General features: G+C 73.2%; 18 protein-coding genes. 11 read left to right on the top strand and 7 right to left on the bottom strand.

Annotated elements, in window-relative coordinates; translation table 11 throughout:
* Position 1: 1 nt before the first annotated feature.
* Together ACPPVO_RS57515 and ACPPVO_RS57510 are read right to left on the bottom strand one after the other, a co-directional pair.
* The gene (locus tag ACPPVO_RS57515) at positions 2–994 is read right to left on the bottom strand and encodes an SMP-30/gluconolactonase/LRE family protein (protein WP_426508200.1); all 993 of its coding nucleotides are present in this window, start codon (positions 992–994) and stop codon (positions 2–4) included.
* Positions 995–1019: 25 nt separating this feature from the next.
* Entirely contained in the window at positions 1020–4721 is a 3702-nt protein-coding gene (locus tag ACPPVO_RS57510; protein WP_426508199.1) for a family 78 glycoside hydrolase catalytic domain, read from the bottom strand.
* A gap of 235 nt (positions 4722–4956) precedes the next feature.
* Here ACPPVO_RS57510 and ACPPVO_RS57505 point away from each other — a divergent pair, with 235 nt between their 5' ends.
* The 4 genes from ACPPVO_RS57505 (at position 4957) to ACPPVO_RS57490 (ending at position 11447) form a co-directional block, all read left to right on the top strand.
* Complete coding sequence (locus ACPPVO_RS57505) at positions 4957–5781, top strand: cyanophycinase (RefSeq protein WP_426508197.1); 825 nt, start codon at positions 4957–4959, stop codon at positions 5779–5781.
* Entirely contained in the window at positions 5771–8419 is a 2649-nt protein-coding gene (gene cphA / locus ACPPVO_RS57500) for a cyanophycin synthetase (protein WP_426508196.1), read from the top strand. The genes ACPPVO_RS57505 and cphA overlap by 11 nt, the downstream gene beginning before the upstream one ends.
* Positions 8401–9873 carry a protein kinase domain-containing protein gene (locus ACPPVO_RS57495; protein WP_426508194.1) on the top strand — a complete coding sequence of 491 codons (1473 nt, stop codon included), beginning with the start codon at positions 8401–8403 and terminating at the stop codon, positions 9871–9873. Before cphA ends, ACPPVO_RS57495 begins: the two co-directional genes overlap by 19 nt.
* A gap of 140 nt (positions 9874–10013) precedes the next feature.
* Complete coding sequence (locus tag ACPPVO_RS57490) at positions 10014–11447, top strand: hypothetical protein (RefSeq protein ID WP_426508193.1); 1434 nt, start codon at positions 10014–10016, stop codon at positions 11445–11447.
* 736 nt (positions 11448–12183) lie between these two features.
* Here the strand turns inward: ACPPVO_RS57490 and ACPPVO_RS57485 are convergent.
* On the bottom strand, positions 12184–14277 hold the full coding sequence (locus tag ACPPVO_RS57485) for a RecQ family ATP-dependent DNA helicase (protein ID WP_426508191.1): 2094 nt from the start codon (positions 14275–14277) through the stop codon (positions 12184–12186).
* A gap of 42 nt (positions 14278–14319) precedes the next feature.
* Positions 14320–14610, bottom strand: a complete 291-nt coding sequence (locus ACPPVO_RS57480) for a C40 family peptidase (RefSeq protein ID WP_426508189.1) — start codon at positions 14608–14610, stop codon at positions 14320–14322.
* Positions 14611–15362: 752 nt separating this feature from the next.
* Between ACPPVO_RS57480 and ACPPVO_RS57475 the strand changes: the two genes are divergently transcribed.
* Positions 15363–16226 (top strand): hypothetical protein, encoded by an 864-nt coding sequence (locus ACPPVO_RS57475; RefSeq protein WP_426508188.1) that lies wholly within the window; start codon positions 15363–15365, stop codon positions 16224–16226.
* Between the two features lie 54 nt (positions 16227–16280).
* On the opposite strand, the gene ACPPVO_RS57470 is transcribed toward ACPPVO_RS57475, so the two are convergent.
* Complete coding sequence (locus tag ACPPVO_RS57470) at positions 16281–17912, bottom strand: DEAD/DEAH box helicase (RefSeq protein WP_426508186.1); 1632 nt, start codon at positions 17910–17912, stop codon at positions 16281–16283.
* Positions 17913–18147: 235 nt separating this feature from the next.
* On the opposite strand from ACPPVO_RS57470, the gene ACPPVO_RS57465 reads away from it, so the two are divergent.
* The gene (locus tag ACPPVO_RS57465) at positions 18148–18810 is read left to right on the top strand and encodes a ferritin-like fold-containing protein (protein ID WP_426508184.1); all 663 of its coding nucleotides are present in this window, start codon (positions 18148–18150) and stop codon (positions 18808–18810) included.
* Positions 18811–19169: 359 nt separating this feature from the next.
* On the opposite strand, the gene ACPPVO_RS57460 is transcribed toward ACPPVO_RS57465, so the two are convergent.
* Both ACPPVO_RS57460 and ACPPVO_RS57455 read right to left on the bottom strand, forming a co-directional pair.
* Positions 19170–19403, bottom strand: a complete 234-nt coding sequence (locus ACPPVO_RS57460) for a DUF3107 domain-containing protein (RefSeq protein ID WP_426508183.1) — start codon at positions 19401–19403, stop codon at positions 19170–19172.
* Positions 19404–19472: 69 nt separating this feature from the next.
* Positions 19473–20111, bottom strand: a complete 639-nt coding sequence (locus tag ACPPVO_RS57455) for a TetR/AcrR family transcriptional regulator (RefSeq protein WP_360374780.1) — start codon at positions 20109–20111, stop codon at positions 19473–19475.
* A gap of 89 nt (positions 20112–20200) precedes the next feature.
* Here ACPPVO_RS57455 and ACPPVO_RS57450 point away from each other — a divergent pair, with 89 nt between their 5' ends.
* Genes ACPPVO_RS57450 through ACPPVO_RS57430 form a run of 5 tightly spaced genes read left to right on the top strand, consistent with a single transcriptional unit; the run spans position 20201 to position 26580 of the window.
* Positions 20201–22579 (top strand): hypothetical protein, encoded by a 2379-nt coding sequence (locus ACPPVO_RS57450; protein WP_426508181.1) that lies wholly within the window; start codon positions 20201–20203, stop codon positions 22577–22579.
* A gap of 27 nt (positions 22580–22606) precedes the next feature.
* A complete protein-coding gene (locus ACPPVO_RS57445; RefSeq protein WP_426508180.1) occupies positions 22607–23647 on the top strand; it encodes an alpha/beta fold hydrolase in 1041 nt (346 codons plus the stop codon).
* A 6-nt stretch (positions 23648–23653) separates the two neighbouring features.
* Positions 23654–24520, top strand: coding sequence for a DUF3152 domain-containing protein (locus ACPPVO_RS57440; protein WP_426508178.1), 867 nt, complete (start codon positions 23654–23656; stop codon positions 24518–24520).
* Between the two features lie 41 nt (positions 24521–24561).
* Positions 24562–25740, top strand: coding sequence for an adenylyltransferase/sulfurtransferase MoeZ (moeZ, locus tag ACPPVO_RS57435; protein ID WP_426508177.1), 1179 nt, complete (start codon positions 24562–24564; stop codon positions 25738–25740).
* 42 nt (positions 25741–25782) lie between these two features.
* A complete protein-coding gene (locus ACPPVO_RS57430; RefSeq protein ID WP_426508175.1) occupies positions 25783–26580 on the top strand; it encodes a squalene--hopene cyclase in 798 nt (265 codons plus the stop codon).
* Positions 26581–26595: the final 15 nt, after the last annotated feature.

Here is a 26595-nt window from a genome sequence, read left to right as displayed (position 1 = left end):
CCTAGTTCAGGGGGACCCGGGCGATCGAGCGCTCGGTCAGGCTGCCGAACCACAGGGTGTCGCCGGCCTGGCGGACGCCGGTGAGCATCGGGTACCGCCCGGCCGGGCTGTGCACCGTGCGCAGCACCGTGCCGTCCGCGTCGACCTGGGCCGCGATGGTGTGCTTGCCCGGCTGGGGCTGCATCCACGTCGGCAGGGTCGCGACCACGCGGCGGATGCCCGGGTGGGGCAGCAGGCGCTCCGCGATGGCGACGCGCGGGCTGGCCAGGGCGATCCAGAAGGTGCCGTCGCCGGCCGAGGACATGTTGTCCGGGTACGCCGGCAGGTCGGCCAGCACCGTGGCCGCGCCCGAGGGCAGGGCGATCCGGGTCAGCCGGTGCGCGACCGTCTCGCACACGAGCAGGGCGGACTCGTCCGGGGTCAGGGCCACGCCGTTGGGGAAGTACAGGCCGGCGGCCACGAGCGAGGTGGTGCCCGATGCCGGGTCGTAGGCCAGGACGCGGCCGTTCGGGCGGTGCTCCAGCAGGTCGCGGCGCCAGTGGGAGAGCGGGAAGCGGCTGGAGGAGTCGCTGAAGTACACGGTGCCGTCGCGGGCGATCGCGGCGTTGTTGCAGAACAGGATGGCGGTGCCGGCCGCCTCGCGGGTCAGCTCGTGCAGCTCGCCGTCCGGGGTGAGGCGCAGGAGGCCGCGGTACGCGTCGCAGATGATCAGGGAGCCGTCGCGCGGGTCGTGCTCGATGCCCAGCGGGCGGCCGCCGGTGTCGGCCAGGGCCTCGAACGCGTCGCCGCGCAGGCGCCAGACGACGCCCTCGTGGGTACCCGTGAAGACCGCCCCGTCCGGGTCGACCGCCACGTCCTCGGGGGCGTGGCCCGCGGGGAGCGGGACGAGGACCGCCTGGTCGATGCGGGTGTCCGTGGGGGACCAGGGGCCGGTCAGCGGCGGGGGCGTCGTCGCCGGAAGACTCGCGCCGTCGATGAACCGCGGGACACTCATGGGCTGAGTGTCCCGCGGTCGTCGCTCAGGCGGAAGCGGTGAAGGTGTAGGAGCCGGACGGGAGGTAGTACGTGGCCGCGGCGGTCGGGACCGCCTGGGCCGGGGCGTTGACCGAGGCCGCGTTGGCGGTCGGGACCTTGACCGTCGCCGTGGCGCCGGCCGGGACTGTCACCCGCAGGGTGAGCGTGCCGCCGGAGATCGACCAGTCGCTCACCGCGCTGCCGTACGGGGTGTCGTACGACGACTTGGCGGAGGTCAGGCCGCCGCCGGGCTGGGGTGCGATGGTGAGCGCGCCGTAGCCGGGGGTGGCGGGGGCGACGCCGCCGACCTGGCGGTAGAGGAAGTCGCCGACCGAGCCCAGGCCGTAGTGGTTGAAGGAGTTCATGCCGGGGTCGTTGAACGTGCCGTCGGTGCGGATGCCGTCCCAGCGCTCCCAGATCGTGGTCGCGCCCTTGCCGATCTGGTAGCCCCAGCCGGGGAAGCCGGGCTGCATGAGGATGGTGTACGCGGTGTCGGCGTGGCCGTTGCTTGCCAGCACCGGCAGCAGGTTCTCCACGCCGAGGAAGCCGACCGAGAGGTGGCCGCCGGTCGCGGCGACCTTCGCGGCGAGCTTGTCGGCCGCGGCCTGCACCCGGTTGGCGGGCAGCAGGCCGAAGGCGAGCGCGAGCACGTACCCCGTCTGGGTGTTGCCGCTGACCGTGCCGTCGGCGGCCACGAACCGGTTCGTGAACGCCGCCGCGACCTGGTCGGCGAGCTGGCCGTAGGAGGTCGCCTCGGCGGTGCGCCCGGTCGCCGCGGCCATCCGCGAGACCAGCCGCGCCGACCACGCGAAGAACGCGGTGGAGATGACGTCCTGCGCGGTGTTGTCGTTGACGTTGAGCCAGTCGCCGTAGGTCGACACGTTGCGGATCAGGTCGCTGCCCGAGGTGCTGCGCAGGTAGTCGACCCACTTGGCCATGGCCGCGAAGTGCTCGTCGACCACGCGCACGTCGCCGTAGCGCTGCCACAGGGTGTAGGGCACGATCACCCCGGCGTCGCCCCACCCGGCGGTGCCGGCCCCGGCGGACACGCCCGGCGCCACGTCGGTGAACGCCCCGTCGGCGTGCTGGGCGTCGGTGAGGTCGTCGGTGAACTTGTCGAGGAACCCGTGCACGTCGAGGTTGAACGTGGAGGTGGCCACGAAGGCCGCGATGTCGCCGGTCCAGCCGAGCCGCTCGTCGCGCTGGGGGCAGTCGGTCGGGATCGAGAGCATGTTGTCGCGCTCGCCCCACAGGATGTTCTTCGCGAGCTGGTTGAGCAGCGCGCTGGACGTGCTGAACGTGCCCAGCTGGGCGCCGCTGGTCCACGCGGCCCGGCCGGCGAGGGTGTCCGCGGTCGGGGTGAAGCCCGGCGGCAGGCCGGTGAGCTCCACGTACCGGTACCCGTGCACGGTGAACCGCGGCTCGTAGGTCTCGGTGCCGGAGCCGCTGAAGGTGTACCGGTCGGTCGCCGCCGCCCCGCGCAGGTTGGCCGTGTAGATGGTGCCGTCGGGGTTGAGCACCTCGGCGTGGCGCAGCTGGACCGTGGTGCCGGCCGGGGCGCTCATCGTCAGCCGGTCCCAGCCGGTGAAGTTCTGCCCGAGGTCGAGCACCCACACGCCGGCCTGGGGCTGGGTGATCGCGACCGGCCGGAACTCCTGCTGGACGGTGACGCCGTTGTCGACCTGGGCGACGAGGTTGGGCTTCGCGCCGCCCCGCACCGCGACGGCCGGCCAGGCGGCGTCGTTGAAGCCGGCGTTGTCCCAGCCCGCGATGGCCATGCGGTTGTCGTAGGTCTCGCCGCCGTACAGGTCGTCGGCGCGGATCGGGCCCGTCGTCACCTTCCAGGTGCCGTCGGTCTTGACGGTCTGGGTGGTGCCGTCGGTGAAGGTGATGAGCAGCTGGGCGGAGTACCACGGCTGGGTGCCGTAGAGCTGGCTGCCCGCGAAGCCGACGTTGCCGGAGAACCAGCCGTTGCCGACGTACGCGCCGAGTGCGTTGGCCCCCTGGCGGATCTGCCCGGTGACGTCGTACTCCTTGTACTGCAGCCGCTTGTTGTAGTCGGTCCACCCGGGCGCGAGCACGTCGCTGCCGACCTTCGCCCCGTTGAGCCGGGTCTCGTGCAGGCCGAGCGCGGTGGTCAGCAGCCGCGCCGAGGCGACCGCCTTGCTCACCGTGAAGCCCTTGCGCACCAGCGGCGTCGGCTTGACCACGAGCACGTTGGCGCCCCAGGGCCCGGTGCCGTAGGTCGCGACCGCCTTGGCCGCGGCCCAGCCGGAGTCGTTGAAGCCGGTGGTGTTCCAGCCGGCGGGCGCGGTGGTGTTCGACTTCCAGGCGGTGTCGGTGCTGATCGTCGGCGCGCCGGCCACGGTCAGCTTGGCCAGCACCCCGGCCGGCGACTGGGTGGTGTTCTGCGCCGAGATGGCGATGGTGTTGGTACCGCTGGTGAGCCGCCCGGTCAGGTCGATCGTCGCGGCCTGCTTCCACGAGTCGGTGACCCGCGGCGAGGAGCTGACCTGCACGCCGTTGACCCACACGTCGGCGGTGTCGTCGCCGGTGACCACGAGCGTGGCGCTCGACGGGGCGGCGGTCAGGCTGAAGGTGCGGCGGAAGTACCGGGTCGCGGCGGGCACGCCGGCGGCGGGGTCGCCCTCGGGGTACCAGATCCAGGTCGCCCCGGAGACGTCGGCGCCGGTCGCCGGCTGCCCGACGAAGTCCGCGGTCCACTCGGTGGCCGGGCTGCGCAGCGCGGTCTCGAACGTCTGGGTCGCGCTCCAGGCGCCCGCGCGGCCCTGCGTGTCCCAGGCCCGCACGCGCCAGTAGTACTTGCGCAGGCTGGCCAGGGCCGGCCCGCCGTAGGCGACGTCGACCTGGCTGCTCGAGGCGACCCGGCCGCTGTCCCACACGTCGGCGGTGTTGGCGCCGCTGGTGGAGACCTGGATCTGGTACGCGCCCTGCTCCTGCTGCCCCGAGCCGGCGCCGAGCTTCCACCCGAACCGCGGCAGCGCGGCGTCCACGCCGAGCGGGTTGGCGGCGTGCTCGACGGTCGCGCTCGCGACGCTCAGCGGCGAGGCGGCGTTCGTGTCGGGCAGCACCACGGACGTGTTCCACGGCGACGAGCCGTACAGGCCGAGGTCCAGCGCCGCGGGCCAGCCGCCGTCGCCGAAGCCGGGCTGCTCCCAGCCGCCGGGCGCGCTCGTCGCGGTCTTCCAGCTCGCGTCGGTGACGAGGTCGGTCGTGCCGCCGCCGCTGGTGACGTGCACGTGGCCGATCATCCCGGCCGGGCCGGCGGTGGTGTTCCTCGCGGCGATGGCGATGGTGTTGGTACCGCTGGTGAGCGCGCTCTGCAGGTCGACGTAGACGGCGCTCTTCCACGAGTCGGTGACCCGCTGGGAGCCGGCGAGGGGCTTGCCGTTGAGCCAGACGTCGACCGTGTCGTCGCCGGTGACGACGAGCTGGGCGTCGCTGACGCTGCCGGCCGCGACGCTGAAGGACTTGCGGAAGTAGCGGTACGCGGCCGGCGCGGTGACGTGCGGGTCGCCCTCGGGGTACCAGATCCAGTGCGCCCCGGACAGTGCGACCGGGGTGGCGGCCTGGCTCGGCGCGGGCGGGGCAACGAGCACCAGGGCGGCGGCCGAGACGAGCGCGGTGGCGGCCGCGCGCGTTCGTCTGTGTGACGTTCGTTTGTGCGGCATTCGTTTGTGCGGCATTCGTTTGTGCTGCGTTCGTTTGTGCAGGGGCATGGCGGGCTCCCTAATTCGTGAAACGTTTCATTAAAACGTTTCATATGCACCTAGTGGCGCTCACTGTAATGAGACGATGTTCGATGCGCAATGGCGTTCGGGGCACATCGCCGACCAACACTCGAACATTTTCGAAACCCGGATCGGGGCAAACGACGGACGCCCGGCACCCCCGGTTTGCAAGATGGTGGGTGGAGGTGGGATGGCGGGAAAACTGCTCGTCATCGGGGGCGCCGAAAGCCATGACGCCGGCGATGACGAGATCCTCGAGCGCTTCGTGCTGCTCGCGGGCGGGCACGACGCGCACCTCGTCGTGATCGCCACGGCGAGCGAGAGCCCCGGGCAACGGGAGAAGGAGTACGCCGAGGTCTTCCACCGGCTCGGGGCCGCGCGCGTCACGGCGCTGCGCCTCGGGTCGCGCGAGGACGCCAACGGCGAGCTGGCCGTGGCCGCGATCGAGCGCGCCACCGGCGTCTTCTTCACCGGCGGCGACCAGCTGCGCATCACCACCGTGGTCGGCGGCTCCAAGGTCGACTCGGCGCTGCACACCCGGCTGGCCGAGGGCCTGATCCTGGCCGGCACGAGCGCGGGCGCCGCGATGATGTCCAGCACCATGATCCTCGGCGGGAGCGTCGCCTCGGTGAGCACGACCAGCGTGCGGACCGGCCCCGGCATGGAGTTCCTGCCCGGCGTGCTCATCGACATGCACTTCGCCGAGCGCGGGCGGCTCAACCGGCTGCTCAGCGCCATCGCCATGTTTCCGCACGAGCTCGGCCTCGGCATCGACGAGAACACCGCCATCCTCGTCGAGGGCGAGATCTTCGAGGTCCTCGGCCGCGGCACCGTCACGGTGATCGACGCCGGCCAGGCGCGCGACATCCACTGCCCCTCGCCCGGTTTCGCCGGGGAGGCCGGCGGCCCGATCGCGCTGTGGGGCGCCCAACTGCACGTCCTGCCGGCCGGGCACCGGTTCAACCTGACCGAGCGGTCCCCGATGAGGAGAGCGGAAGAGGACAATGCGCATTGAGAGCAGCCGCCGCCTGCGCGGGCCCAACCGGTACGTCGCGCGCCCGGTCCAGGTGACCCGGGTGCTGCTCGACGGGCTCACCGGCCGCGAGACCTGCGACTTCCCCGGGCTGCCCGAGCGCCTGCTGGAACTGCTGCCGGGGCTGGCCGAGCACCACTGCGCGGCGGGGGCGCCGGGCGGGTTCGTCGCGCGGCTGCACGGAGGCACCTACTTCGGGCACACCGCCGAGCACGTCGCGATCGAGCTGTCCAACCTCATCGGGCGCGAGGTCAGCTTCGGCCGCACGGTCGGCACGGAGGACCCGGCGGCGTTCGACGTGATCATGGAGTGCCCGGTCGACGAGCCGCTGGACTCCGAGATGTCGGAAAAATTACTGCAAAAAGCGATAGGTCTGGTCGTACCGCTCACCCGCGGCCAGGAACCCCCGGCGCTCGATCTCGCCGAGCTGTCGCGACGGTACGAACGCGAAAAACCGGGCCCGTCGACCCGGTCGATCGCCGACGCCGCCCGCGCGCGCAACATCCCGGTCGAGCGCATCGGCGACCTCAGCCTGCTGCGGCTGGGCTACGGCCGCCACCGGCGGCTGGTCTGGGCCGCGCTCACCGACCAGACGTCGGCCATCGGCGTCGACATCGCCGGGGACAAGGAGCTCACCCGCCGCCTGCTCGAAGAGGCCGGCATCCCGGTCGCCGACGGCGGCCCGGCCACCACGGCGGAGGAGGCCCTGGAGCTGTTCGCGGAGCTCGGGCCGCCGGTCGTGGTCAAGCCACGCGGCGGGCGGCAGGGGCGGCACGTGTACCTCGGCGTCGAGACCCCGGACGCGGTCCGGTCCGCCTTCGCGGCCGCGACCGCGGACGGCAGCGAGGCCGTCGTCGAGCGGCAGGTCGACGGCCGCGACTACCGTGTGCTGACCGTCGGCGGCGAGATCGTGGCCGCCGCCGAGCGGGTCGCCGCGCACGTCATCGGCGACGGCCGGACCGACGTCGCCGGGCTCGTCGCCCGCGCGAACGAGGACCCCCGCCGCGGGGTCGGGCACGGCCGCGCGCTCACCCGGCTCGCGGTCGACGAGGTCGCCCACACGCTGCTGCACCGCCAGGGGCTCGCGGTGGGCGACGTGCCCGAGGCCGGGCGGACGGTGTGGCTGCGCGACAACGCCAACCTCTCCACCGGCGGTACCAGCGTCGACGTGACGAAGCTCGTGCACCCCTCGGTCGCCGACCTGTGCCGCCGGGTCGCCGGCCTCGTCGGGCTGGACATCGCCGGGATCGACCTGCGGCTGCCCGACATCGCCGAGGAGCTGTCCCTGCGCCGGGGCGGGGTCATCGAGGTCAACGCCGCGCCCGGGCTGCGCATGCACCTGGAGCAGCACGACGTCGGGGCCGCGATAGTCGACGCGCTCTACCCGGCCGGGACGCCGTCGCGGATCCCGATCGTGGCCATCACCGGCACCAACGGCAAGACGACGGTGGCCCGGCTGACCGCGCACCTGCTCGCCGGGGCCGGGCTGCGCGTCGGCCTGACCACGACCGACGGCGTGGTCGTGGGCGGGCGGCTCATCCAGCGCGCCGATGCCACCGGACCGCGCTCAGCCCGCGTGGTGCTCGGCGACCCGACCGTCGACGCGGCCGTGCTGGAGACCGCGCGCGGCGGGCTGCTGCGTCAGGGGCTCGGGTACGACTGGAGCGACGTCGGGATCATCACGAACCTCTGCTCGGACCACCTCGGCCAGGACGGCATCGAGAGCGTCGACGAGCTCGTCGACCTCAAGTCGGTCGTGGCGGAGCGGGTGCGCGACGGCGGCGTGGTCGTGCTCAACGCCGACGACCCCCGCAGCCGCGAGCTGGAGTTCCCCGGCCGCGAGATCATCTGGTGCTCGCTCGACCCGCGCAACCCGCTCGTGCGCCGGCACTGGGACTCCGGCGGCCGGGCGTACCTGCTCGCCGACGGCTGGCTGGTCGAGCTGTCCGACCGGCGGTGGGTGCCGCTGCTGGCCGCGCACCAGCTCGGCGGCGGGTTCGGCGGCGCGGCCCGGCACCTGATCGCCAACGCGCTCGCCGCCACGGCCGCGGCCCGCGTGCTCGGCGTGACCACCGCGCGGGTCGCCGACCGGCTGCGCAGCTTCGCCGACAACCCGGGCCGCGGGACGCTGCTGCGCTGCGGCGAGGTCGACGTGCTCGTGGACTACGCGCACAACGCGGCCGCCATCGCCGCCGTGAGCGACCTGGTCGAGCGGGTCTGGGGCTGCGAGCGGGCGGTCGCGGCGGTCACCCTGCCCGGCGACCGCCGCGACGACCTGCTGCGCGAGTCCGCGGCGGCGGTCGGGGCCCGCTTCGGCCGGGTCGTGCTCTACGAGGACGGCGACCGGCGCGGCCGGGCCCCGGGGGAGGTGCCCGGGATCGTCCGCGAGGAGCTGGCACGGGTCGCGCCGGAAGCCGCCTGCGTCGAGGTGCGCACGATCGACGAGGCGGTGCCGGCGGCCCTGGCGCTCGCCCGTCCGGGTGATGTCGTACTGCTTTTGTACGAGAAGATCGAGCCCGCCCTCGCGCTCCTCGAGGCCCACGGCGCACTTCGGGCGGGTGAGTTGGGTGTGGCGGAGGTGAATCTGGGCATGACTTTGGCGTGGACCGGTACCGGCTGATCGAACCCCTCGGCACCGGCGGCATGTCCGTGGTCTGGCGCGCCTTCGACGAGATCCTCGAGCGCCCGGTCGCGGTCAAGCTGCTCGCCCCCAAGCTGCTCGACGATCCCGACTCGCGCCGGCGCATCCAGGCCGAGGCCCGCGCCGCCGCCCTGCTCAGTCATCCGCACATCGCGCAGGTGCACGACTTCGGCCACGGCCCCGACGGCGCGCCGTACGTCGTGATGGAGCTCGTCACCGGCCGCTCGCTGGAGGAGGCCGGCCCGCTGCCGCCCGCCGCCGTCCTGCGCCTCGGCGCCGAGCTGGCGGGCGCGCTCGCCGCCGTGCACGCGCGCGGGCTCGTCCACCGTGACGTCAAGCCGGCCAACGTGATGCTCACCGACGACGGGTCCAAGCTCGTCGACTTCGGCATCTCCGCGGTCGCCGGCGACCACAGCGACAAGACCGGGCAGATCCTCGGCACCCCCGCCTACCTGGCCCCGGAGCGCATCCGCGGGCTGCCCACCACCGCCGCGACCGACGTCTATGCCCTGGGGCTGCTGCTGTACCGCGCCCTCGCCGGCCGTTTCCCCTGGCCCGAGGCCACCACCGGGACCACCATGGTGCTCGAGGCCCACCGCCGCACGCGCCCGGCCCCGCTGCCGGCCGGCCTGGTCGACGCGCCGATCGCCGCGGCGATCCACCGCTGCCTGGCCAAGGCGCCCGAGAACCGCCCGTCCGCCGCGGAGATGGCCGCACTCCTGGCCGGCTTCAGCTCGGCCGCGCTGCCCTCCGGCGCCCCGGACGCGCCGGACCTGGAGCCGACGCGCTGGGTCGCCGCCGTCCCGCGCCACCTGCGCGGCCGGGTGGTGGTGGGCGGCGTCGTGGCCGCCGCGGCCGTCGGTGTCCTGGCCATGTCCGCCTCGGGCAACGCCGCCGAGAACGTGCATCCCGCCGCGGGCACCGCCGCGGCCCCGCCGCCGGTCGACTGCGCCGTGGAGTACACGGTCCGCACCGAGCAGGCCGGCGCCTTCAACGCCGACCTGCGGCTGAAGACGGAGGGCGGCACCGGCGCCTGGAGCCTCACGTTCCGGCTCGCGGACGGCCAGGCGATCGGCGCGATCGACGGCGCCACCTGGCACCAGGACGGCCCGACGGTGATGCTCGCCGGCTCGGACCTGGCCACTGACCTTTCCTCGGGCGCCGACTTCCCGATCGTGGGGGCCTACCGCGACACGTCCGCGTTGCCGACGGACTTCGCGCTGAACGGGGCCGGGTGCCGCTCGGTGCTGGTGGTCCCGGCGGCCCAGGTCGTGGCGTCTCCTCCGGCCGCCACCGCTCCGGCCGCCACCCCTCCCGCCGCCACCCCTCCCGCCGGCGGGCCTCCGGCTGCCGGGCCGAAGGCTCCCGTCGTGAAGAGCCCCGGAAAGCCTCCGAAGAAGGACGGCGAGAAGAAGGACAAGGCGGACGACTGACCCTTTCGTAGCTTGATCGTCGTTTTGTAGGTTATGGCGTGCAACCTTCCTGACTGGTACACAAGTCTGATCCTCGTGGCGTCCCGTATATCCGCGGCCCGCCTCGCCGTAGGGTGTTGGGGTCGAAGGTAGGAGGCGCCGTGCGGTTCGAGATCAGCCGGGTCATGGACACGATCGAGCAGCGGCTGACCACGGACGTGACCTTGGCGCAGGCCGTGGTCGACCTGGCGGAGGTCGCCCGGTTCGTGGCGCTGGACGGCGGCCGCCCCATCAACCTGCTGCGCCTGGGCATGGTGGTCGACGCCCTGAGCCGCTACCTGATCGACGCGGGCGCGATGCTGTACCCGGTCGCGGGCCGCGAGGTCCTCTCGGAGGCCGCGCTGACGTCGAAGGAGCGCATGGTCCTGGGCCGCTGGGCCGACGACGGCCTGATCGAGGTGACCCCGGTCGTAGCCGACCGCCCCGCCGAGATCGCCGACTTCACGGGCCTGCCCCTGATCGTGGTGCGCGACCTTCCACAGCAGGCGGCCCGCTTCCCGTGGATCACCGACAGCCCCGAGCGACTCCTGCGCCTGACCCCGAGAGCCGGCGGCGCGGTCCTGACCCCCGGCGGCGAGCCGACACCGCCGAAGGACGGCAAGGAACGCCTGGTCGTGGTGGGCAAGGCGACCCTGCCGATCGTCCCGCCGGACCCGAACGAGCCGGCGACGGAGAAGGAGATGGCCGAGCCGGAGCCCGCGCCCACGCCGGAGCCCCCCGACTCCGAGGCGTCCGATCCCCCGCCTCCGGAGGCCTCCTCGTCCTCCGCCGCTCCCTCTACCCCGTCGCCGTCACCTTCGCCTGCTGCTTCGCCTTCCCCTGAGGAGCCGAAGGGCGGCCGCCCGGACGGCGTGCAGTCCTTCACCGCGAGGGGCGCCCAGAAGTTCGGCCGCACCCGCGTGGTCCGCCGCCGCTTCACGAGGGCCGACCCGAGCGGCGTGGGCGCTTCCCTGATGGCCCGGGAGTGGCGCTGCAAGGTGCCGGACTGCCCGGCGTTCGGCCCGTCCCGCCGCATCGGCCAGCCGGTCCCGCGCATGCGAGCGGGCCTGCCCGCCTGCCCCCGCCACGGCGAGGCGGTGAAGGACATCGGCCCCCGCCCCTCGGCGTTCGCGGTGGCCGTCGTGGTGGACGACCTGGCCCGCCGCCGTTTCGTGGTGAGCACCGACCACCCGGTAACGGTCGGCAAGGACCCGGCAGACCCGGATGACATCTCGGTGGCAACCTGGCTGCACGAGGCCGCGGCCGCCTGGATCGCGAAGGAACACGTAAAACTGGAGGTGCAGTCGGGCCACCTGCAGGTGACCGACACCAGCGAGAACGGCACCGTGATCTGGAAGCGCTCGTCCCCGGACATCAAGGAGGAGACGGAGCGCATCTACCGCAAGTCGTACCAGCTCAACGGCTGGGACTCGATCGAGCTCTACACGGGCGTCGAACTGGTGGTGGGCGACCACCGCCTGCAGACGATCGTCGGCTCGGAACCGGCCTCGGTACTGCTCGACGCCCCCACGGTCGCCCTCCGCCTGGTCGACTGACTCCCACGCCTCAGCAGGGACTTCCCGCTTCACTGAAGGCTTCCTGGAAACGCAGACCGTCCTGACGTACAACACCGTCGACCGGGCGATCGCTTTCCCCGGCGCGGGCCGTCGCCGACGATTCCGCGCCCACCGGCGAACGCATTCCTGGCTCATGGCACGACCGCCCGCACCAGCGCGAGGCCGCCGTTGAAGGAATCTGCGCACGGCAGCTCCACGGCGGCTCGCCGCAGGGCGAGCGCGGCTTGCGGCGAGCGCGGCTTGCGGCGAGCGCGGCCTGCGGCGAGCGCGGCCTGCGGCGAGCGCGGCCTGCGGCGAGCGCGGCCTGCGGCGAGCGCGGCCTGCGGCGAGCGCGGCCTGCCCGGCGTGCGGTCCGCTGTCTGCGCCCCGCCAGGCGCGCGGTGCGTGTGCAGCCCCGCCAGGCGGTGCGTGTGCAGCCCCGCCAGGCGGTGCGTGTGCAGCCCCGCCAGGCGGTGCGTGTGCAGCCCCGCCAGGCGGTGCGTGTGCAGCCCCGCCAGGCGGTGCGTGTGCAGCCCCGCCAGGCGGTGCGTGTGCAGCCCCGCCAGGCGGTGCGTGTGCAGCCCCGCCAGGCGGTGCGTGTGCAGCCCCGCCAGGCGGTGCGTGTGCAGCCCCGCCAGGCGGTGCGTGTGCAGCCCCGCCAGGCGGTGCGTGTGCAGCCCCGCCAGGCGGTGCGTGTGCAGCCCCGCCAGGCGGTCCGCGGTCAGGCCGTTCGCGGTCAGGCGGTCAGGGCCAACGCGAACGGCAGCACCCCCGGCGCCCCCGCCTGCCGCAAGGCCCGCGCCGCCAGGGCCATCGTCCAGCCGCTGTCTACCACGTCGTCGACCAGCAGCACCGGGCCGTCCAAGGACCGCACCGCCGCGGCCAGGTCCGCCGGGACCTCGAACCCGCCGTACAGCGCCCGCACCCGCTGCGCGCTGTTCGTCCGCGAGGCCGTGTCCGTCGAGCGGGCGGCCGGGATCGTTCCGAGCAGCGGCAGCCGGCCCACAGCGGCGATCCGCGCGCCCAGGGACGCCACGAGCTCCGGCGCGTGCTGTGACCCGAGCACCACGACCCCCGCCGGGCGCTGCTCCCACCGCGCGTCGCCCTTGGCCCACTCGGCCAGGGTCGCCACGACGCCGTTGAAGAGCTCGTCCGGCAGCGGGCCGTCGGGGCCGGTGAGCACCGCGCGCAGGCGCTCGCCCCAGCCCAGGTCGCTCAGCCGGCCGATCGCGCGGCCCGGCAGCGACTGCTCGCCCGCCGGGATCTTGCCGCTCAGCGGCACGCCGACCGTGGGCAGGCCCGTCGGCCACAGCTTGCGCGGCGCGATCTCGACGCCGGCGCGGCCGAGGTGGGCGCGGGCGGCGTCCAGGGCCTCGGGGGAGACCTCCGTCGCGTACCAGGCCCCCGCGCAACCGTCGCACCGCCCGCACGGCGCCGCCTCCGGGTCGTCGAGCTGCCGGCGCAGGAACTCCAGCCGGCAGGAGGTCAGCGCCGCGTACTGCCGCATCGCCTCCTGCTCCGCCTCCCGCGCGGCGGCGATGCGCGCGTATCGCTCGGTGTCGTGCCGCCACTCGGCCCCCGTCGCCTCCCAGCCGCCGCCCCGCACGCGCCGGACCGCCCCGTCGACGTCGAGCACCTTGAGCATCAGCTCGAGGCGCCCCCGCCGCAGCTCGACCCGCGGCTCCAGCGCCTGGATGGACAGCGGCCGCCCCGAGGCGGCGAGCACGTCGATGACGGCGCGCACCTGGTGCTCGGGCGGGAAGGCGAGCGAGGCGAAGTACCGCCAGATGTCCGCGTCCTCCTTGCCCGGCAGCAGCAGCACGTCGGCCTTCTCCACGGCGCGCCCGGCCCGGCCCACCTGCTGGTAGTACGCGATCGGCGACGACGGCGCGCCCAGGTGCACCACGAACCCGAGGTCGGGCTTGTCGAACCCCATCCCCAGCGCCGACGTGGCCACGAGCGCCTTGATGCGGTTGCCGAGCAGGTCGGCCTCGGCGTCGCGGCGGTCCGCGTCCTCGCTCTTGCCCGTGTACGCCGCGACGTCGTACCCCTGCGAGCGCAGGAACGCGGCCGTCTCGTGCGCGCCGGCGACGGTCAGCGTGTAGATGATCCCCGAGCCGGGCAGGTCGCGCAGGTGCTCGCCGAGCCAGGCGAGCCGGTGCGACGGCGAGGGCAGCGTGAGCGAGCCCATGCGCAGGGACTCGCGGTCGAGCGATCCCCGCAGTACCAACGCGTCGCCCAGCTGCTCGGCGACGTCCGCGGTGACGCGGGAGTTGGCGGTGGCCGTGGTCGCCAGCACCGGCGTGCCGGGGGCCAGGTCGAGCAGCAGCGTGCGCAGGCGCCGGTAGTCGGGCCGGAAGTCGTGGCCCCAGTCGGAGACGCAGTGCGCCTCGTCGACCACGAGCAGCCCGGCCGTCGCGGCGAGCTTGGGCAGCACGTCGTCGCGGAACGCCGGGTTGTTGAGCCGCTCCGGGCTGACCAGCAGCACGTCGATCGAGCCGGCCGCGATCTCGGCGGTGATCGCGTCCCACTCCTCGAGGTTCGCGGAGTTGATGGTGCGGGCCGCGATGCCGGCCCGGGCGGCCGCGTCGACCTGGTTGCGCATGAGCGCGAGCAGCGGCGACACGATCACCGTGGGCCCGGCGCCGCGCGCCCGCAGCAGGGCGGTCGCGACGAAGTACACCGCCGACTTGCCCCACCCGGTGCGCTGCACGCAGAGCACCCGGCGGTGCTGGGCCACGAGCGCCTCGATGGCCGTCCACTGATCTTCGCGCAGTTCAGCGCTGGGTCCGGCGAGCTTCTTGAGTGTTACTTCGGCTTCGTGTCGCACGTTGCCGACGCTAGCCGAGGGGTCTGACAAAAACCGAGTCGATCACAATGGCCGCCCGTATCCGGCCACCGGAGCGTAGTCGACCAGTCGCATTGAGATACGTTCACCGGCTCGGGGCGCCTCGATCACGCGCCCGTCGCCGATGTAGATCCCGACGTGGCTCACGTCCCTGTAGTAGAAGACCAGGTCGCCGGGGGTCAGCTCGGCCCGTGTGATGGGCCGGACCGTCTGCTTCTGGCGGGCGGCATTGTGTGGAAGTACGACTCCCGCGGTCTTCCAGGCGGCCATCGTGAGCCCCGAGCAGTCGAAGGTGTTCGGCCCGTCGGCCCCCACCGGTACACCTTGCCGAGCTGGGAGAACGCGAACTTGACCGCGCGCCCGGCCGCGTCGTCGGTGAAGGCGGGCACATAGCCGTCGTGCAGGGCGCCCGCGCCGCCCGCGCCGCCCGCGCCGCCCGCGCCGCCCGCGCCGCCCGCGCGCCGCCGAGCCGCCGCAGCTGGGCCTCGATCGCGGCCTTGCGCCGGCCCAGCTCGGCCGACTGCGTGCGCTGCTGTTGCTGCAGCGCCGCCAGCTCGGTCCGGCGCGAGCTCAGCTCGTCCTGCGCGGACCGCAGCGCCCGCAGTGCGCCCACGCGCCGGCGCGAGATCTGGTCCAGCGTGGCCAGCTGGTCCATCCAGGCCTCGGGCGACGCGGCGGAGATGATTACGGCGGTCGAGCCGATGGCGCCACTGCGGTACAGCGCGGCGGCCTGCGCATCGGTCTCCCGCTGGGCGGCGTCGACCTGGGCCTGCAGCGGCCCCAGGCGCGAGTTCACCTCTTCGAGTCGAGTGTCGGTGGCCCGCAGGTCGTCCCGGACGGCGTTGTACCGTTCGATGACTCCCTCGAGCTCCTGCCAGGCGTTGGCGAGCAGCCGTTGCCGGTCCGCGGCGGGATCCGCGTGCCCGGTCCCGGGCGCCGCCGGGAGAATGAGTCCCGCGACGACCAGACATGCGGCGCTGCGCAAGTTCTTGCGACAAAACCCCACGTGTCACTAACGTCGCAATTTGGACAAACGTGACGTATCTTCCCCCGGTAGGGTGGCTCGCATGGTGCTCAAGGGACCGTTCGTGGCGGCCGGGCTGGTCGCGGCCCTGCTCCTGGGCTTCGGCATCGCCCGGGCGGCGGCGCCGCAGGCCAGCTCGGCGGCCACGTCCGATCCGACGACGATCCCGTCGCACTCCCACGGCGGCGCGGTCACCGGCGACCTGGGCGGCTTCTCGCTGAGCGCAGGCGGCTTCACCCTGGCCCCGGCCGAGCCCCCGATCTTCCAGGCGGGCGTCGGTCGTACCTTCGCCTTCAAGATCCTGGCCCAGGGCGGCAAGCCGGTCACCAAGTTCGTACCCAACCACGACAAGCTGCTGCACTTCGTCGCCGTCCGGCACGACCTGTCGGGCTTCCAGCACCTGCACCCGGAGATGGCGGCGGACGGCACGTGGTCGATCCCGCTGACCCTGCCGAGTCCCGGCATCTGGCGGCTGTACACCGACTTCGTGACCCTGGACCCGACCGGCCAGCAGGTCCCGCTCACCCTCGCGATCGACGCCACGGTGGCGGGCGCCTACAGCCCGGCCCCGCTCCCGCCGGCCGCGCGCGAGGCCGACGCCGACGCCTTCAAGGTCACCTACGAGGGCACGCCGCAGGCCAACGCCACCCAGCCCCTGAGCTTCCGCGTCTTCGCCGGCGGCGCCCCGGTCACCGATTTGGAGCGCTACCTGGCGGCGTACGGCCACCTGGTCGTCGTCCGCGACGGCGACCTCGGCTACCTGCACGTCCACCCCGAGGACCAGCTGTCGGGCGGCGCGGTCAAGTTCTGGCTGTCCGCCCCCAGCCCGGGCCGCTACCGGCTGTACTTCGAGTTCCAGAAGTCCGGCGCCGTCCACCGCGCGGAGTTCACGGTCGACGTGAAGTAGCTACGCAAGAGGGCGGGCCCGTCCGGACCCGCCCTCTCGCCGAATGCCTGCTGGTTACTCGGCCGCGCTCTCGGCGCCTTCGCCGTTCCCGCCGCGCCCACGCCCGCCCCGGCGCCGACGACGCCGGGCGCGCCCGGCCCCGCCCTCGTCCGCCGTCGCGACCACGGCCCCGCCGTCATTGGCGGCGGCGGCCGAAGGAGCCGACCCGGTCGTGGTCTCGGCGTGCTCGGCCGCGTCCACCTCGCCCCGGCGGCGCCGCTGGCGCTGCCGGCGCGGCTCCGTCGACTCCGCGGCCTCGGGAGCGGCCGCCGTGGAGCCGGACGAGCGCCCGCGCCCACGGGTGGAGCCTGTGGTGCGCCCCCGCCCGCGCGGCTTGCCCTCGATGTCCTCCAGCTTCTCCGCCGACAGACCCGCGCGCTTGCGGTCGGCCGTCGGCAGCGAGCCGGTGGTGCCCTCGGGGATGATGATGTCGGTGAGCAGGTGCGCCGAGGTGTGGTACGTCTCCGGCGGCTCCGGCAGCTCCATGCCCAGGCTCTTGTCGATGATCCGCCAGCGGGGCATGTCCTCCCAGTCCACGAACGTCACCGCGACGCCTGTCGCGCCGGCGCGGCCCGTGCGGCCGATGCGGTGGGTGTACGTGTCCGGGTCCTCCGGGCAGTCGTAGTTGATCACGTGCGTGACGCCCGAGACGTCCAGTCCCCGGGCCGCGACGTCGGTCGCGACCAGCACGTCGATCTTGCCGGCCCGGAACGCGCGCAGGGCCCGCTCGCGGGCGCCCTGGCCCAGGTCGCCGTGCACGGCCGCGGCCGCGAAGCCGCGGAAGTCCAGGTCCTCGGCGACCCGGTCGGCGGCCCGCTTGGTGCGGCAGAAGACCATCGTGAGCCCGCGATCGGTCGCCTGGAGCATGCGCGCCACGATCTCGATCTTGTTGAGCGGGTGGGTGCGGTACACGAACTGCTTGGTCAGCGGCGAGGGCCCGGTGTTCGCGTCGTGGTGCGCGTGGATCGTCATCGGGTGGCGCAGGAACCGCCGCGCCAGCGTCACGATCGGGTCCGGCATCGTCGCCGAGAAGAGCATCGTCTGACGCTCCTCGGGCAGCAGCGTCAGGATGCGCTCGACGTCGTCGAGGAATCCCAGGTCGAGCATGCGGTCGGCCTCGTCGAGCACCAGCGCGCGCACGGCGTGCAGGCGCAGGTGCTTGCCCTTGGCCATGTCGAGCAGGCGGCCGGGCGTGCCGACCACGATCTCGACGCCGTTGCGCAGCGCCTCGACCTGCGGCTCGTAGGCCACACCGCCGTACAGCGGCAACACCCGCACGCCGCGGGTCTTGCCGGCCGCCGCGATGTCGCGGGCGACCTGCAGGCCCAGCTCGCGGGTCGGCACGACGACGAGCGCCTGCGGCAGCCCGTCGGAGCCTTCGCCGGGGGCGGTGACGCGGTCCAGCAGCGGTACGCCGAACCCGAGGGTCTTGCCGGTACCGGTCGGCGCCTGCCCGATCAGGTCGGTGCCCCGCAACGCGATGGGCACGGCGTATTCCTGGATCGCGAAGGCGCGGGTGATGCCGACCGCTTCGAGCGCGGCCACGGTTTCGGGCCGCGCGCCCAGGTCGGCGAATGTCGGAGATTCGGCGCGCACAGGCGCGCTGGGGGCCACTGTCTCGGCGGCCTCAGTGTTGTCGATCGTCATGTTGAGCTCGGGGTGTCTCTCTCGCGGGAGCGCCCCTGATGTTCCGGGTGCGCTCGATCGGTATAGGGCGCGGGCCACACGCGACCGTTTGACCATGGTCGCGGGCTACAAGCGCCGGTATGCCTGAGCTAGGGTCCGCCCAGGGCCATCTTTGTTAGTGTACCGACACAAAGCCGGATCCGCTCACGACACCTCGCGGAGCATGTCAAGCGATCCGGCGCGGTACTGTGCCGACGTGTCCGATGTCACCCCGGCCGTCCGGTCCGACGACTCCGCAGCGGTCGTCGATCTGCTGGGCATGCTCGCGTACGGCGAGCTCGTCGCCTTCGACCGCATGGCCGCCGACGCCCGCCTGGCCCCCGACCTGCGCCGCCGCGCCGTGCTCAGCGAGATGGCGGCCCGCGAGATCAGCAACTACGGCCGCCTGGCCGACCGCCTCGCCGAGCTGGGCGCCGACCCCGAGGCGGCCATGGCCCCCTACGTGCAGGCGGTGTCGGACTACCACGAGCAGACGGAGCCCAACGACTGGCTCGAGGGCCTGACCAAGGCCTACGTCGGCGACGGCATCGCCGACGACTTCACTCGCGAGGTCGCCGCGGTGCTCGGCGCCCCCGACCGCGACCTCATCCTCGACGTGCTGCACGACTCCCGCCACGCCGACTTCGCCGCCGACGAGCTGCGCGCCGCGATCGCCATCGACCCCAAGGTCGCCAACCGCCTCTCGATGTGGGCGCGCCGCCTGGTCGGCGAGGCGATCTCGCAGTCGATCCGGGTGGCCGGCGAGCGCCCGTCGTTCGCGACCCTCCTGGCCACGCAGGGCACCGACTTCCAGGCCCTGCTCAAGCGCCTGACCACGGCTCACACCGCGCGCATGGGCGCGGTTGGCCTCAACAACTGAGCGTTCGCCCGATATGTCGGGCGCTGGCGCGCCACGACATATCGCATTTATCGCCTGGCGGGGCATAAGTCGGAAATGTCGCGGCGCGGAGCGCCCGACATTTCGTCCAGCACGCGGAGAGTTTGGCCAGGCGGTGCGCCCGAAGCGCCCGACTTTTCGTCCGAAGGGCCGAGGATTTGCGCAGGCCGTGCGCATGAAGCGGTCCGCGGCGCGGAGCACTGGAGAGTTGGTCCAGCACGTGGAGAGTTTGCGCGGGCCGTGCGATTGAAGCGAGAGTTTGGCCCGGCGGTGCGTGACTTTTCGTCCAGCGCAACGGAAAAGGGCCCCCTGATCAGGGAGCCCTCTTTCGTGAAACGGGTTCAGCGCGCCGCGGAGAACCCGACGGGCCGCGGTGATGCTTCGGCGATCTCCACGTAGGCGATCTTGCCGACCGGCACGATCACCCGGCGGCCCTTGTCGTCGACCAGGGACAGAACACCTTTATCGCCACCGTTGATCGCGTCGGTGACCGCAGACTCGACCTCGGACGGCGACTGGGTGCTCTCCAGCACCAGCTCCCGAGGCGCGTACTGCACGCCGATCTTGACCTCCACGACTTCCTCCTTGATCGGGCGCGGCCGTGCGTCGGCCTGCACACCCAGTGTGGTTGAAGATTAACGCGATCAGGCGTGATCGCCGTGCAGGGGGAAGCTCGCGATGCCGCGCCACGACAATGTGGTCAGCAGGCTCTCCGCCTCCGCCTTGTCCACCTGGCGGCCTCCGGCCAGCCAGAAGCGCGCCGCGATCTCGGCCGCGCCGACCAGGCCCGACGCGAGGAGCTCGGCGCGGGCGCGGCTCACCCCGGTGTCGGCCATGATCGTGTCGGTGATGGCGGCGATGCAGCCGGTCTCGACGCGGTCCACACGCTCGCGCACGGCGGGGTCGTTGCGCAGGTCGGACTCGAAGACCAGCCGGAAGGCTTCACTCTCGTGGTCGATGAAGTCGAAGTACGCCTGGATCGCGCCCCGCACCCGGTCCTTGTTGTCGGTCGTGGCCTCCATCGCCGAGCGCACCCGCGAGACCATCGCGTCGCAGTGGGTGTCGAGCAGGGCGAGGTACAGCTCCAACTTGCCCGGGAAATGTTGATACAAGACAGGTTTCGAAACGCCCGCGCGCTCCGCGATGTCGTCCATCGCCGCGGCGTGGTATCCCTGTGCCACGAACACCTGCTGTGCCGCGGCGAGCAGTTGCTTTCGCCGAGCCGACCGGGGCAGCCGCACGGGCCGACCGGCCGCCTGCGTGCCGCTCATCGCCGAGGTCATGTTCACCATCCGGATTTGGGTCGAGATTGCAACTTACCCCCTTTCCACCCACACGGTAGCCTCACCTAGGGGCGACGGAGGAGCGTGCGGTGGACGAAACGGGGCAAGCCGGTAGCCCGGAGGCGGGCGGTGCATACCCTGGTGGAAACCTAGGTCCGAACCCGGGCCTGGGGCGTGGCCGCTCCGCATACCCGGACGGGCAGGTCAACGGGGCAACACCGACCGACGACGCGCTCGAAGCCATCGTTTCGGCGTGGCGCGAGCCGGCCACCGGCTCGATCGCCGGGCGGGCCTCCGTGACGGGCGCCTTCAACATCAACGGCCTCAACGGCAACGGCCTGGGTTCGAACGGCGTCAACGTCCACGGCCTCAACGGAGCCAACGGCTCGCCGAACGGGCACGGCACGAACGGCGTCAACGGCACGAACGGGGCGAACGGCACCAACCCGGCCGGCCCCCGCGGCCGGGCCGAGGTGCGCGGCCCGTACTCCGACATGCTCGCCCCGATGAGCCCGCCCGTCTCCGCCCCGCCGCCGGTCCAGCCGCCCACCTCGACGCTGCACTACGGCCACTACGGGCCCGACGGGCAGGGCTGGCCCACCTCGAGCCCGACCGGCGAGACCAAGAGCGTTCCGCCACCGGCGCCCGGCACCGTGTACGGCGCGCTGTCCACCGACCACACCGGCGAACTGCGCCGCCCGGTGTCCGCCCAGCCGTCGTACGGCCAGCAGTCCTACGCGCTCGAGGCCCCACCGTCCTACGGCCAGCCCCTGGAGCGAGAGGCCCCGCCGTCCTACGGCCAGCCCCTGGAGCGAGAGACCCCGTCGTCCTACGGCCAGCCCCTGGAGCGAGAGACCCCGTCGTCCTACGGCCAGCCCCTGGAGCGAGAGACCCCGTCGTCCTACGGCCAGCCCGTGGAGCGCGACGCCCAGCCGCCGGAGACGCGGCCCACGTACGAGCGCGAGAGCCGGGCGTACGAGCGCACGAGCCAGCCGTACGAGAGCCTGAGCCCGGCGTACGAAAGCCCGAGCCCGGCGTACGAGAGCCCCAGCCCGGCGTACGAGAGCCCGGGTTACGAAAACCCCAGCCCGGCGGCCTACGAGAGCCAGGCGCCGTCCGCGCTCGACCGCGTCGCCGAGCAGCAGGTCGCCGACCAGTGGGGCTACCGCGGCGGGCAGTACCAGCCCGCGGAGCAGCGCCACTGGGCCCCCGAGCCCGCCCAGCCCGAGTTCGACTGGGCCGCGCCGAGCCAGCACCCGGTCGTCCAGCCGGAGCAGGTACCGACGCCGCCACCCGCCGCCGCCCAGCCCCAGCAGGTGCCCACCCAGCGCGTTCCGGAGAACGACCCGCTCGTCGGGCCGCTGCCCCCCGTCCTGCTGGGCTCGGCCACCGCGCTGTCGGCCGCCGAGCCGATCATGCCGACGTTCGCCGACGACATGCAGCAGCCCGCCTACGACCCGCCGGACCTGCCCCAGCGCGTTCCCGCCGAGCCCGACGTCCCGCCGGTGCCGGCCGGGGAGCCGCCGGCCACCGCGGTCGGCGCCCCCGAGCTCACGCGGATCACCAACTTCCTGCGCGAGGACGAGGACGGCGAGCCCGGCGACCCGGACAGCCGCCCCGACGGCTTCGACGTGCAGAGCGTCCTGCGGGCCGTGCAGACGGTCAGCGGCGTACACCGGGCCAGCCTGCGCAAGAACGCCGACGGCCTGCACACTCTGCGCCTGGAGCTCGCCGACGAGGCCGACGCCGGGCAGGTCAGCCGGATCGTCGCGCGGATGCTCAACGACACGATGGGCCTGTCCGCCGAGCAGAACCCGCTGCTGCCCGACGGCATGCCCGAGCCGGCCCCGTACGCCGCCGCGGCCCCCGCGTCCGGCCCGGTGATGACCCCGCGGCCGCCCGTGAACGCCCTGCGCAACACGCCGCACAGCGCCCTGCCCGGGTACGGCCGCGACACCCGCCGCCGGCGGCCGGTGAGCGGCGCGCGCAAGCCCGGCACGGCCGTCGAGTCGACCGAGAAGAAGGCCCCAGCGCTCATCCCGAACCCGGGGGCGATCGTCTCGCCGCGGGTCGTCATCGAGTCGGTGGACGTCAACACCCAGGGCATCGACGCGACCGTCGAGGTGCGCCTGACCGCCGACAACCAGCCCGCCATCGGCGTGGCGAGCGGCCCGAACTTCGACGGGTACATGCTGAAGCTGGCCGCCCTGGCCGCCGCCTCCGCCGTCGACCAGTTGCTCATCGACACCGACACGAGCGTGCGCGCCCGCTGTTACATCGAGCACGCCGCCGTGGTCGCGCTCGGCGGCTGCGAGGTGGCGGTCGTGGTGCTGCTGCTGATGTACGACGGCTTCGTCGAGCAGCTCACGGGCTCGGCGGTGGTCTCCGCCGACGGCGACTCCCGCCAGGCCGTGGTGCGCGCCACGCTGGCTGCGGTGAACCGTCGTCTGGAGGCTCTGCTGCCGTAGGGCCCGGTTCCGGGGCACACTTGGTGAATGAAGCGAGCCAGTCTTGTCCCAGAGTTCACCGTCCCGTCATCCGAGCGGCTGCCGGAGCGGTGGCCGGGGCGAGAGGTCGAGCTCGACGGATCGGTGACCTTCGTCCGCGACACCCCGTCCGCGCGCCCGAACGCCGAGCCCGCGGTCTACGTGCACGGACTCGGCGGTTCGTCGACCAACTGGACCGACCTGGCCGGCATCCTGGCCGCCCGCGAGGACGGCACCGCGCTCGACGGGCAGGCGATCGACCTGCCCGGGTTCGGGTACAGCGGCCGGGCCCGCAGCTACACCCTCGACGCGATGGCGGACCACGTCATCCGCTGGGTCGAGTACAGCGACCGCGGCCCGGTCCACCTCTTCGGCAACTCGATGGGCGGCGCCGCCATCGTCAAGGCCGCCGCCCGCCGCCCCGACCTGGTGCGCTCGCTGACGCTGATCTCCCCGGCGATGCCGTTCCTCGACCCGCGCCGCTCCCTGCAGGGCCGGGTGGTACCGCTGCTCCTGCTGCCCAACGCGGCCCGGCTCGCCGCGCGGCACATGTCGTCCATGGAGCCCGAGGTGCTCGCGGACATGGTCATCGACTCGTGCTACGCCGACCCGACCCGCTACCCCGAGCAGCGGCGGCTGGAGGCGATCGAGGAGGCGCGCCTGCGCCATCAGGTGCCGTGGTACGCGGAGGCGTACGTCGGCAGCCTGCGCGGCCTGGTCGGCAGCTTCCTGCGCGCGTACCTGCCGGGGGAGGGCTCCATCTGGCGCGCCGCCGCGCGGATCACCGCGCCGACCCTGGTCATCGCCGGGCGCCAGGACAAGCTCGTGGACATCCGCACCGCCCCGCAGGTCGCCCAGCTCATCCCGGACAGCCGGCTGATGATGCTCGAGGGCGTCGGGCACGTCGCGCAGATGGAAGTTCCACGCTCGGTGGCCCGCGCCGTCTTCGGGCTCCTCGACGAGCTCGCCGCGGCGGCCGCGGCCCCGGTTGCGGTCCCGTTGCAGGAGACGGTCCGCCCGCGCGTCGCGCAGGTGCGCATGGCAAGCTGAGCATCGATGGTGAGCCGGCTGATCAGTGACCGCCGGCGGGAGCCGGCCCCGCTGCCGAGCGACCCGACGGCCGCTCGCGAGGCCGTGCGCGCCGCCCGCCATCGCCGGCGTATGGAGGCCCGCCGCCGCCGGTATCTCATCGCCGGTCTGATGGCCGGGGCCGGGCTGCTCGCCGCGCTCGGCCTGACCCGGCAGCTGTTCTTCGCCGGCCCCGACTCCGACGGCAAGCCGAACCCGGCCGCGCGCCAGGAGGCGCCGATGCTCGCCGTGCCCTCCCAGCCGGCCAGCCCGCCCCCCGAGGCCGGCGCGGCCAAGGGCGACGGCACGTTCTCGTACGCGACGACCGACGGACCCGTCGCGGGCGCCAACGGAGGGCTGAAGAAGTACCGTGTCGCCGTCGAGAACGGCGCCGGGCTGACGGCCGACGCGTTCGCCGCCGCCGTCGAGAAGACCTACGCCGACCCGCGCGGCTGGACCGCGGGCGGTGACCTGCGGCTGCAGCGCGTCAAGGGCGAGGGCGCCGCCGACTTCACCGTGTTCCTGGCCACGCCGGTCACCTCCGAGGCGATGTGCGCCACGGTGGGGCTGCACACGGACGGGTACAGCTCCTGCCGTATCACCGGCAAGGTCATCATCAACCTGGCCCGCTGGAACACGGCCGTCCCGGACTACGGCGCGCCGGTCGCGGACTACCAGACCTACGTCGTCAACCACGAGACCGGCCACGAGCTCGGCCGCGGGCACGAGGCGTGCCCGGCCGCCGGAAAGCCCGCGCCGGTCATGATGCAGCAGACGTACGGGCTGAAGGGCTGCCTCGCCAATTCGTGGCCCTACGTGGACGGTCAGCTGTTCACGGGCCCCAAAGTGCCGTAGCTCACTCGGGTTCGGCGGTCCCGCGGGGCAGAATGAGAACCATGTCGCTGCCTCCTCTGGTCGAGCCCGCCACCGACCTGTCGGTGGACGAGGTCCGCCGCTACTCGCGCCATCTGATCATTCCCGACGTCGGGGTGGCCGGGCAGAAACGACTCAAAAACGCCAAGGTGCTCTGTGTGGGCGCGGGTGGCCTGGGCTCGCCGGCCCTCATGTACCTCGCCGCCGCCGGGGTCGGCACGCTGGGCATCGTCGAGTTCGACACCGTCGACGAGTCCAACCTCCAGCGCCAGATCATCCACGGCCAGTCCGACATCGGCCGGCCCAAGGCCGAGTCGGCGCGCGACTCGGTGCTCGAGATCAACCCGTACGTCAACGTCGTGCTGCACAACGAGGCGCTCAGCAACGACAACGTGATGGAGATCTTCGCGCAGTACGACCTCATCATCGACGGCACCGACAACTTCGCGACGCGGTACATGGTCAACGACGCCGCGGTGCTGCTCGGCAAGCCGTACGTGTGGGGCTCGATCTACCGCTTCGACGGCCAGGCGTCGGTCTTCTGGGCCGAGCACGGCCCCTGCTACCGGTGCCTCTACCCGGAGCCGCCCCCGCCCGGCATGGTCCCCTCCTGCGCCGAGGGCGGCGTGCTCGGCGTGCTGTGCGCGTCGATCGGCGCGATCCAGGTGACCGAGGCGATCAAGCTCCTGACCGGGATCGGCGAGACGCTCCTGGGCCGCCTGATGGTCTACGACGCCCTGGAGATGGAGTACCGCAAGATCAAGCTGCGCAAGGACCCGAACTGCGCGATCTGCGGCGAGAACCCGACCGTGACCGGCCTCATCGACTACGACGACTTCTGCGGCGCGGTCTCGGACGAGGCCCAGGCCGCGACCGTCGGCTCCACGATCACCGCGTCGGAGCTCAAGGACTGGCAGGACTCCGGCAAGCCGATGGACCTCATCGACGTGCGGGAGCCGGCCGAGTGGGAGATCGTCCGGGTGCCCGGGGCCCGGCTCGTGCCCAAGGGCGAGATCCTCAACGGCAATGCGCTGGCGGACCTCCCCCAGGACAAGCAGATCGTTCTGTACTGCAAGAGCGGCGTCCGCTCCGCCGAGGCCCTCGCCGCCGTGAAGGCCGCGGGCTTCAAGGACGCGGTCCACGTACAGGGCGGCGTGGTCTCCTGGGTGAAGACCGTCGATCCGTCCCTGCCGGTCTACTGACGACCAGCGCGGTAGAGGCGGGCGAGCGGTAGCCTACGGCCCATGGTGGACCTTGACGCCGCGATCGGTTACGTCGTCGCCCATGGCGACGCCGTGGACCGCGCCCGCCTCGCCTGGCTGCGCACAGGCCAGGCGCCGACGGCGGACGTGCTGGAGCGGGCCGAGTCCGGCCAGGCGTCCACGGGCGGCTGGCCGGCGTACCTCGGCGCCCACGTCGCCTCGGTCGACGCCACCTGCTTCCGCCTGGCCGAGCTCGACGACCTCGGCGCGCTGGGCCGCCCGGCCGCCCGCCGCGCGCTGGCCTGGCTCGGCCACAGCCAGCGCCCCGACGGCATGTGGGAAGAGGACGAATCCCTGGCCGGCGTCGCCCCGCCGTGGGCCCAGCCCGGCGACGACGAGGCCCGCCTGTTCCTCACCTGCAGCGCCGCGTACTGGCTCGTCGCCGGCGGCCCGGCCCCCGGCGACGAGGACGAGCACGCGGCCCGCATCGCCCGCGCCGCCGAGGCCTTCCGGGCGTCGCTGCGCCCCGACGGCAGCTGGCCCTCGTTCCTGGTGACGGGCTGGCTCGGCTGCGCGGTCCTGTACCACCTCGGCTGGTTCTACGAGTCGGCCCAGATCCAGGTCGCCCTGGCCGACCGCGTGCCGACGATGACGGCCGCGGACACCGCCGGCCTGTACTCCGCCCTGCGCCGCATCGGCATGTCGACGGAGGACTGGCTGCTGGGCGCGGCGCGCAAGCGCCTCATCGAGACCCAGCGCAGCGACGGCGGCTGGACGAGCGACGACGGCGACCAGTTCGACGTGCACACGACGCTGCAGGCGATCCGCGCGCTGCGCTGAGCGGCCTGCCGTGGC

The sequence above is a fragment of the Dactylosporangium sp. McL0621 genome (genome assembly GCF_049995355.1).
Classification (GTDB): Bacteria; Actinomycetota; Actinomycetes; order Mycobacteriales; family Micromonosporaceae; genus Dactylosporangium.
This window is presented reverse-complemented; position numbering and strand designations above follow the sequence as displayed.

Excerpts from the sequence above, each read along its gene's own strand:
- ACPPVO_RS57510 (WP_426508199.1), bottom strand. The coding sequence starts at position 4,721 with ATGCCGCACAAACGAATGCCGCACAAACGAACGTCACACAGACGAACG.
- moeZ (WP_426508177.1), top strand. The coding sequence starts at position 24,562 with ATGTCGCTGCCTCCTCTGGTCGAGCCCGCCACCGACCTGTCGGTGGAC.
- ACPPVO_RS57515 (WP_426508200.1), bottom strand. The coding sequence starts at position 994 with ATGAGTGTCCCGCGGTTCATCGACGGCGCGAGTCTTCCGGCGACGACG.
- ACPPVO_RS57475 (WP_426508188.1), top strand. The coding sequence starts at position 15,363 with ATGGTGCTCAAGGGACCGTTCGTGGCGGCCGGGCTGGTCGCGGCCCTG.
- ACPPVO_RS57470 (WP_426508186.1), bottom strand. The coding sequence starts at position 17,912 with ATGACGATCGACAACACTGAGGCCGCCGAGACAGTGGCCCCCAGCGCG.
- ACPPVO_RS57430 (WP_426508175.1), top strand. The coding sequence starts at position 25,783 with ATGGTGGACCTTGACGCCGCGATCGGTTACGTCGTCGCCCATGGCGAC.
- ACPPVO_RS57445 (WP_426508180.1), top strand. The coding sequence starts at position 22,607 with ATGAAGCGAGCCAGTCTTGTCCCAGAGTTCACCGTCCCGTCATCCGAG.
- cphA (WP_426508196.1), top strand. The coding sequence starts at position 5,771 with ATGCGCATTGAGAGCAGCCGCCGCCTGCGCGGGCCCAACCGGTACGTC.
- ACPPVO_RS57440 (WP_426508178.1), top strand. The coding sequence starts at position 23,654 with ATGGTGAGCCGGCTGATCAGTGACCGCCGGCGGGAGCCGGCCCCGCTG.
- ACPPVO_RS57505 (WP_426508197.1), top strand. The coding sequence starts at position 4,957 with ATGGCGGGAAAACTGCTCGTCATCGGGGGCGCCGAAAGCCATGACGCC.
- ACPPVO_RS57455 (WP_360374780.1), bottom strand. The coding sequence starts at position 20,111 with ATGACCTCGGCGATGAGCGGCACGCAGGCGGCCGGTCGGCCCGTGCGG.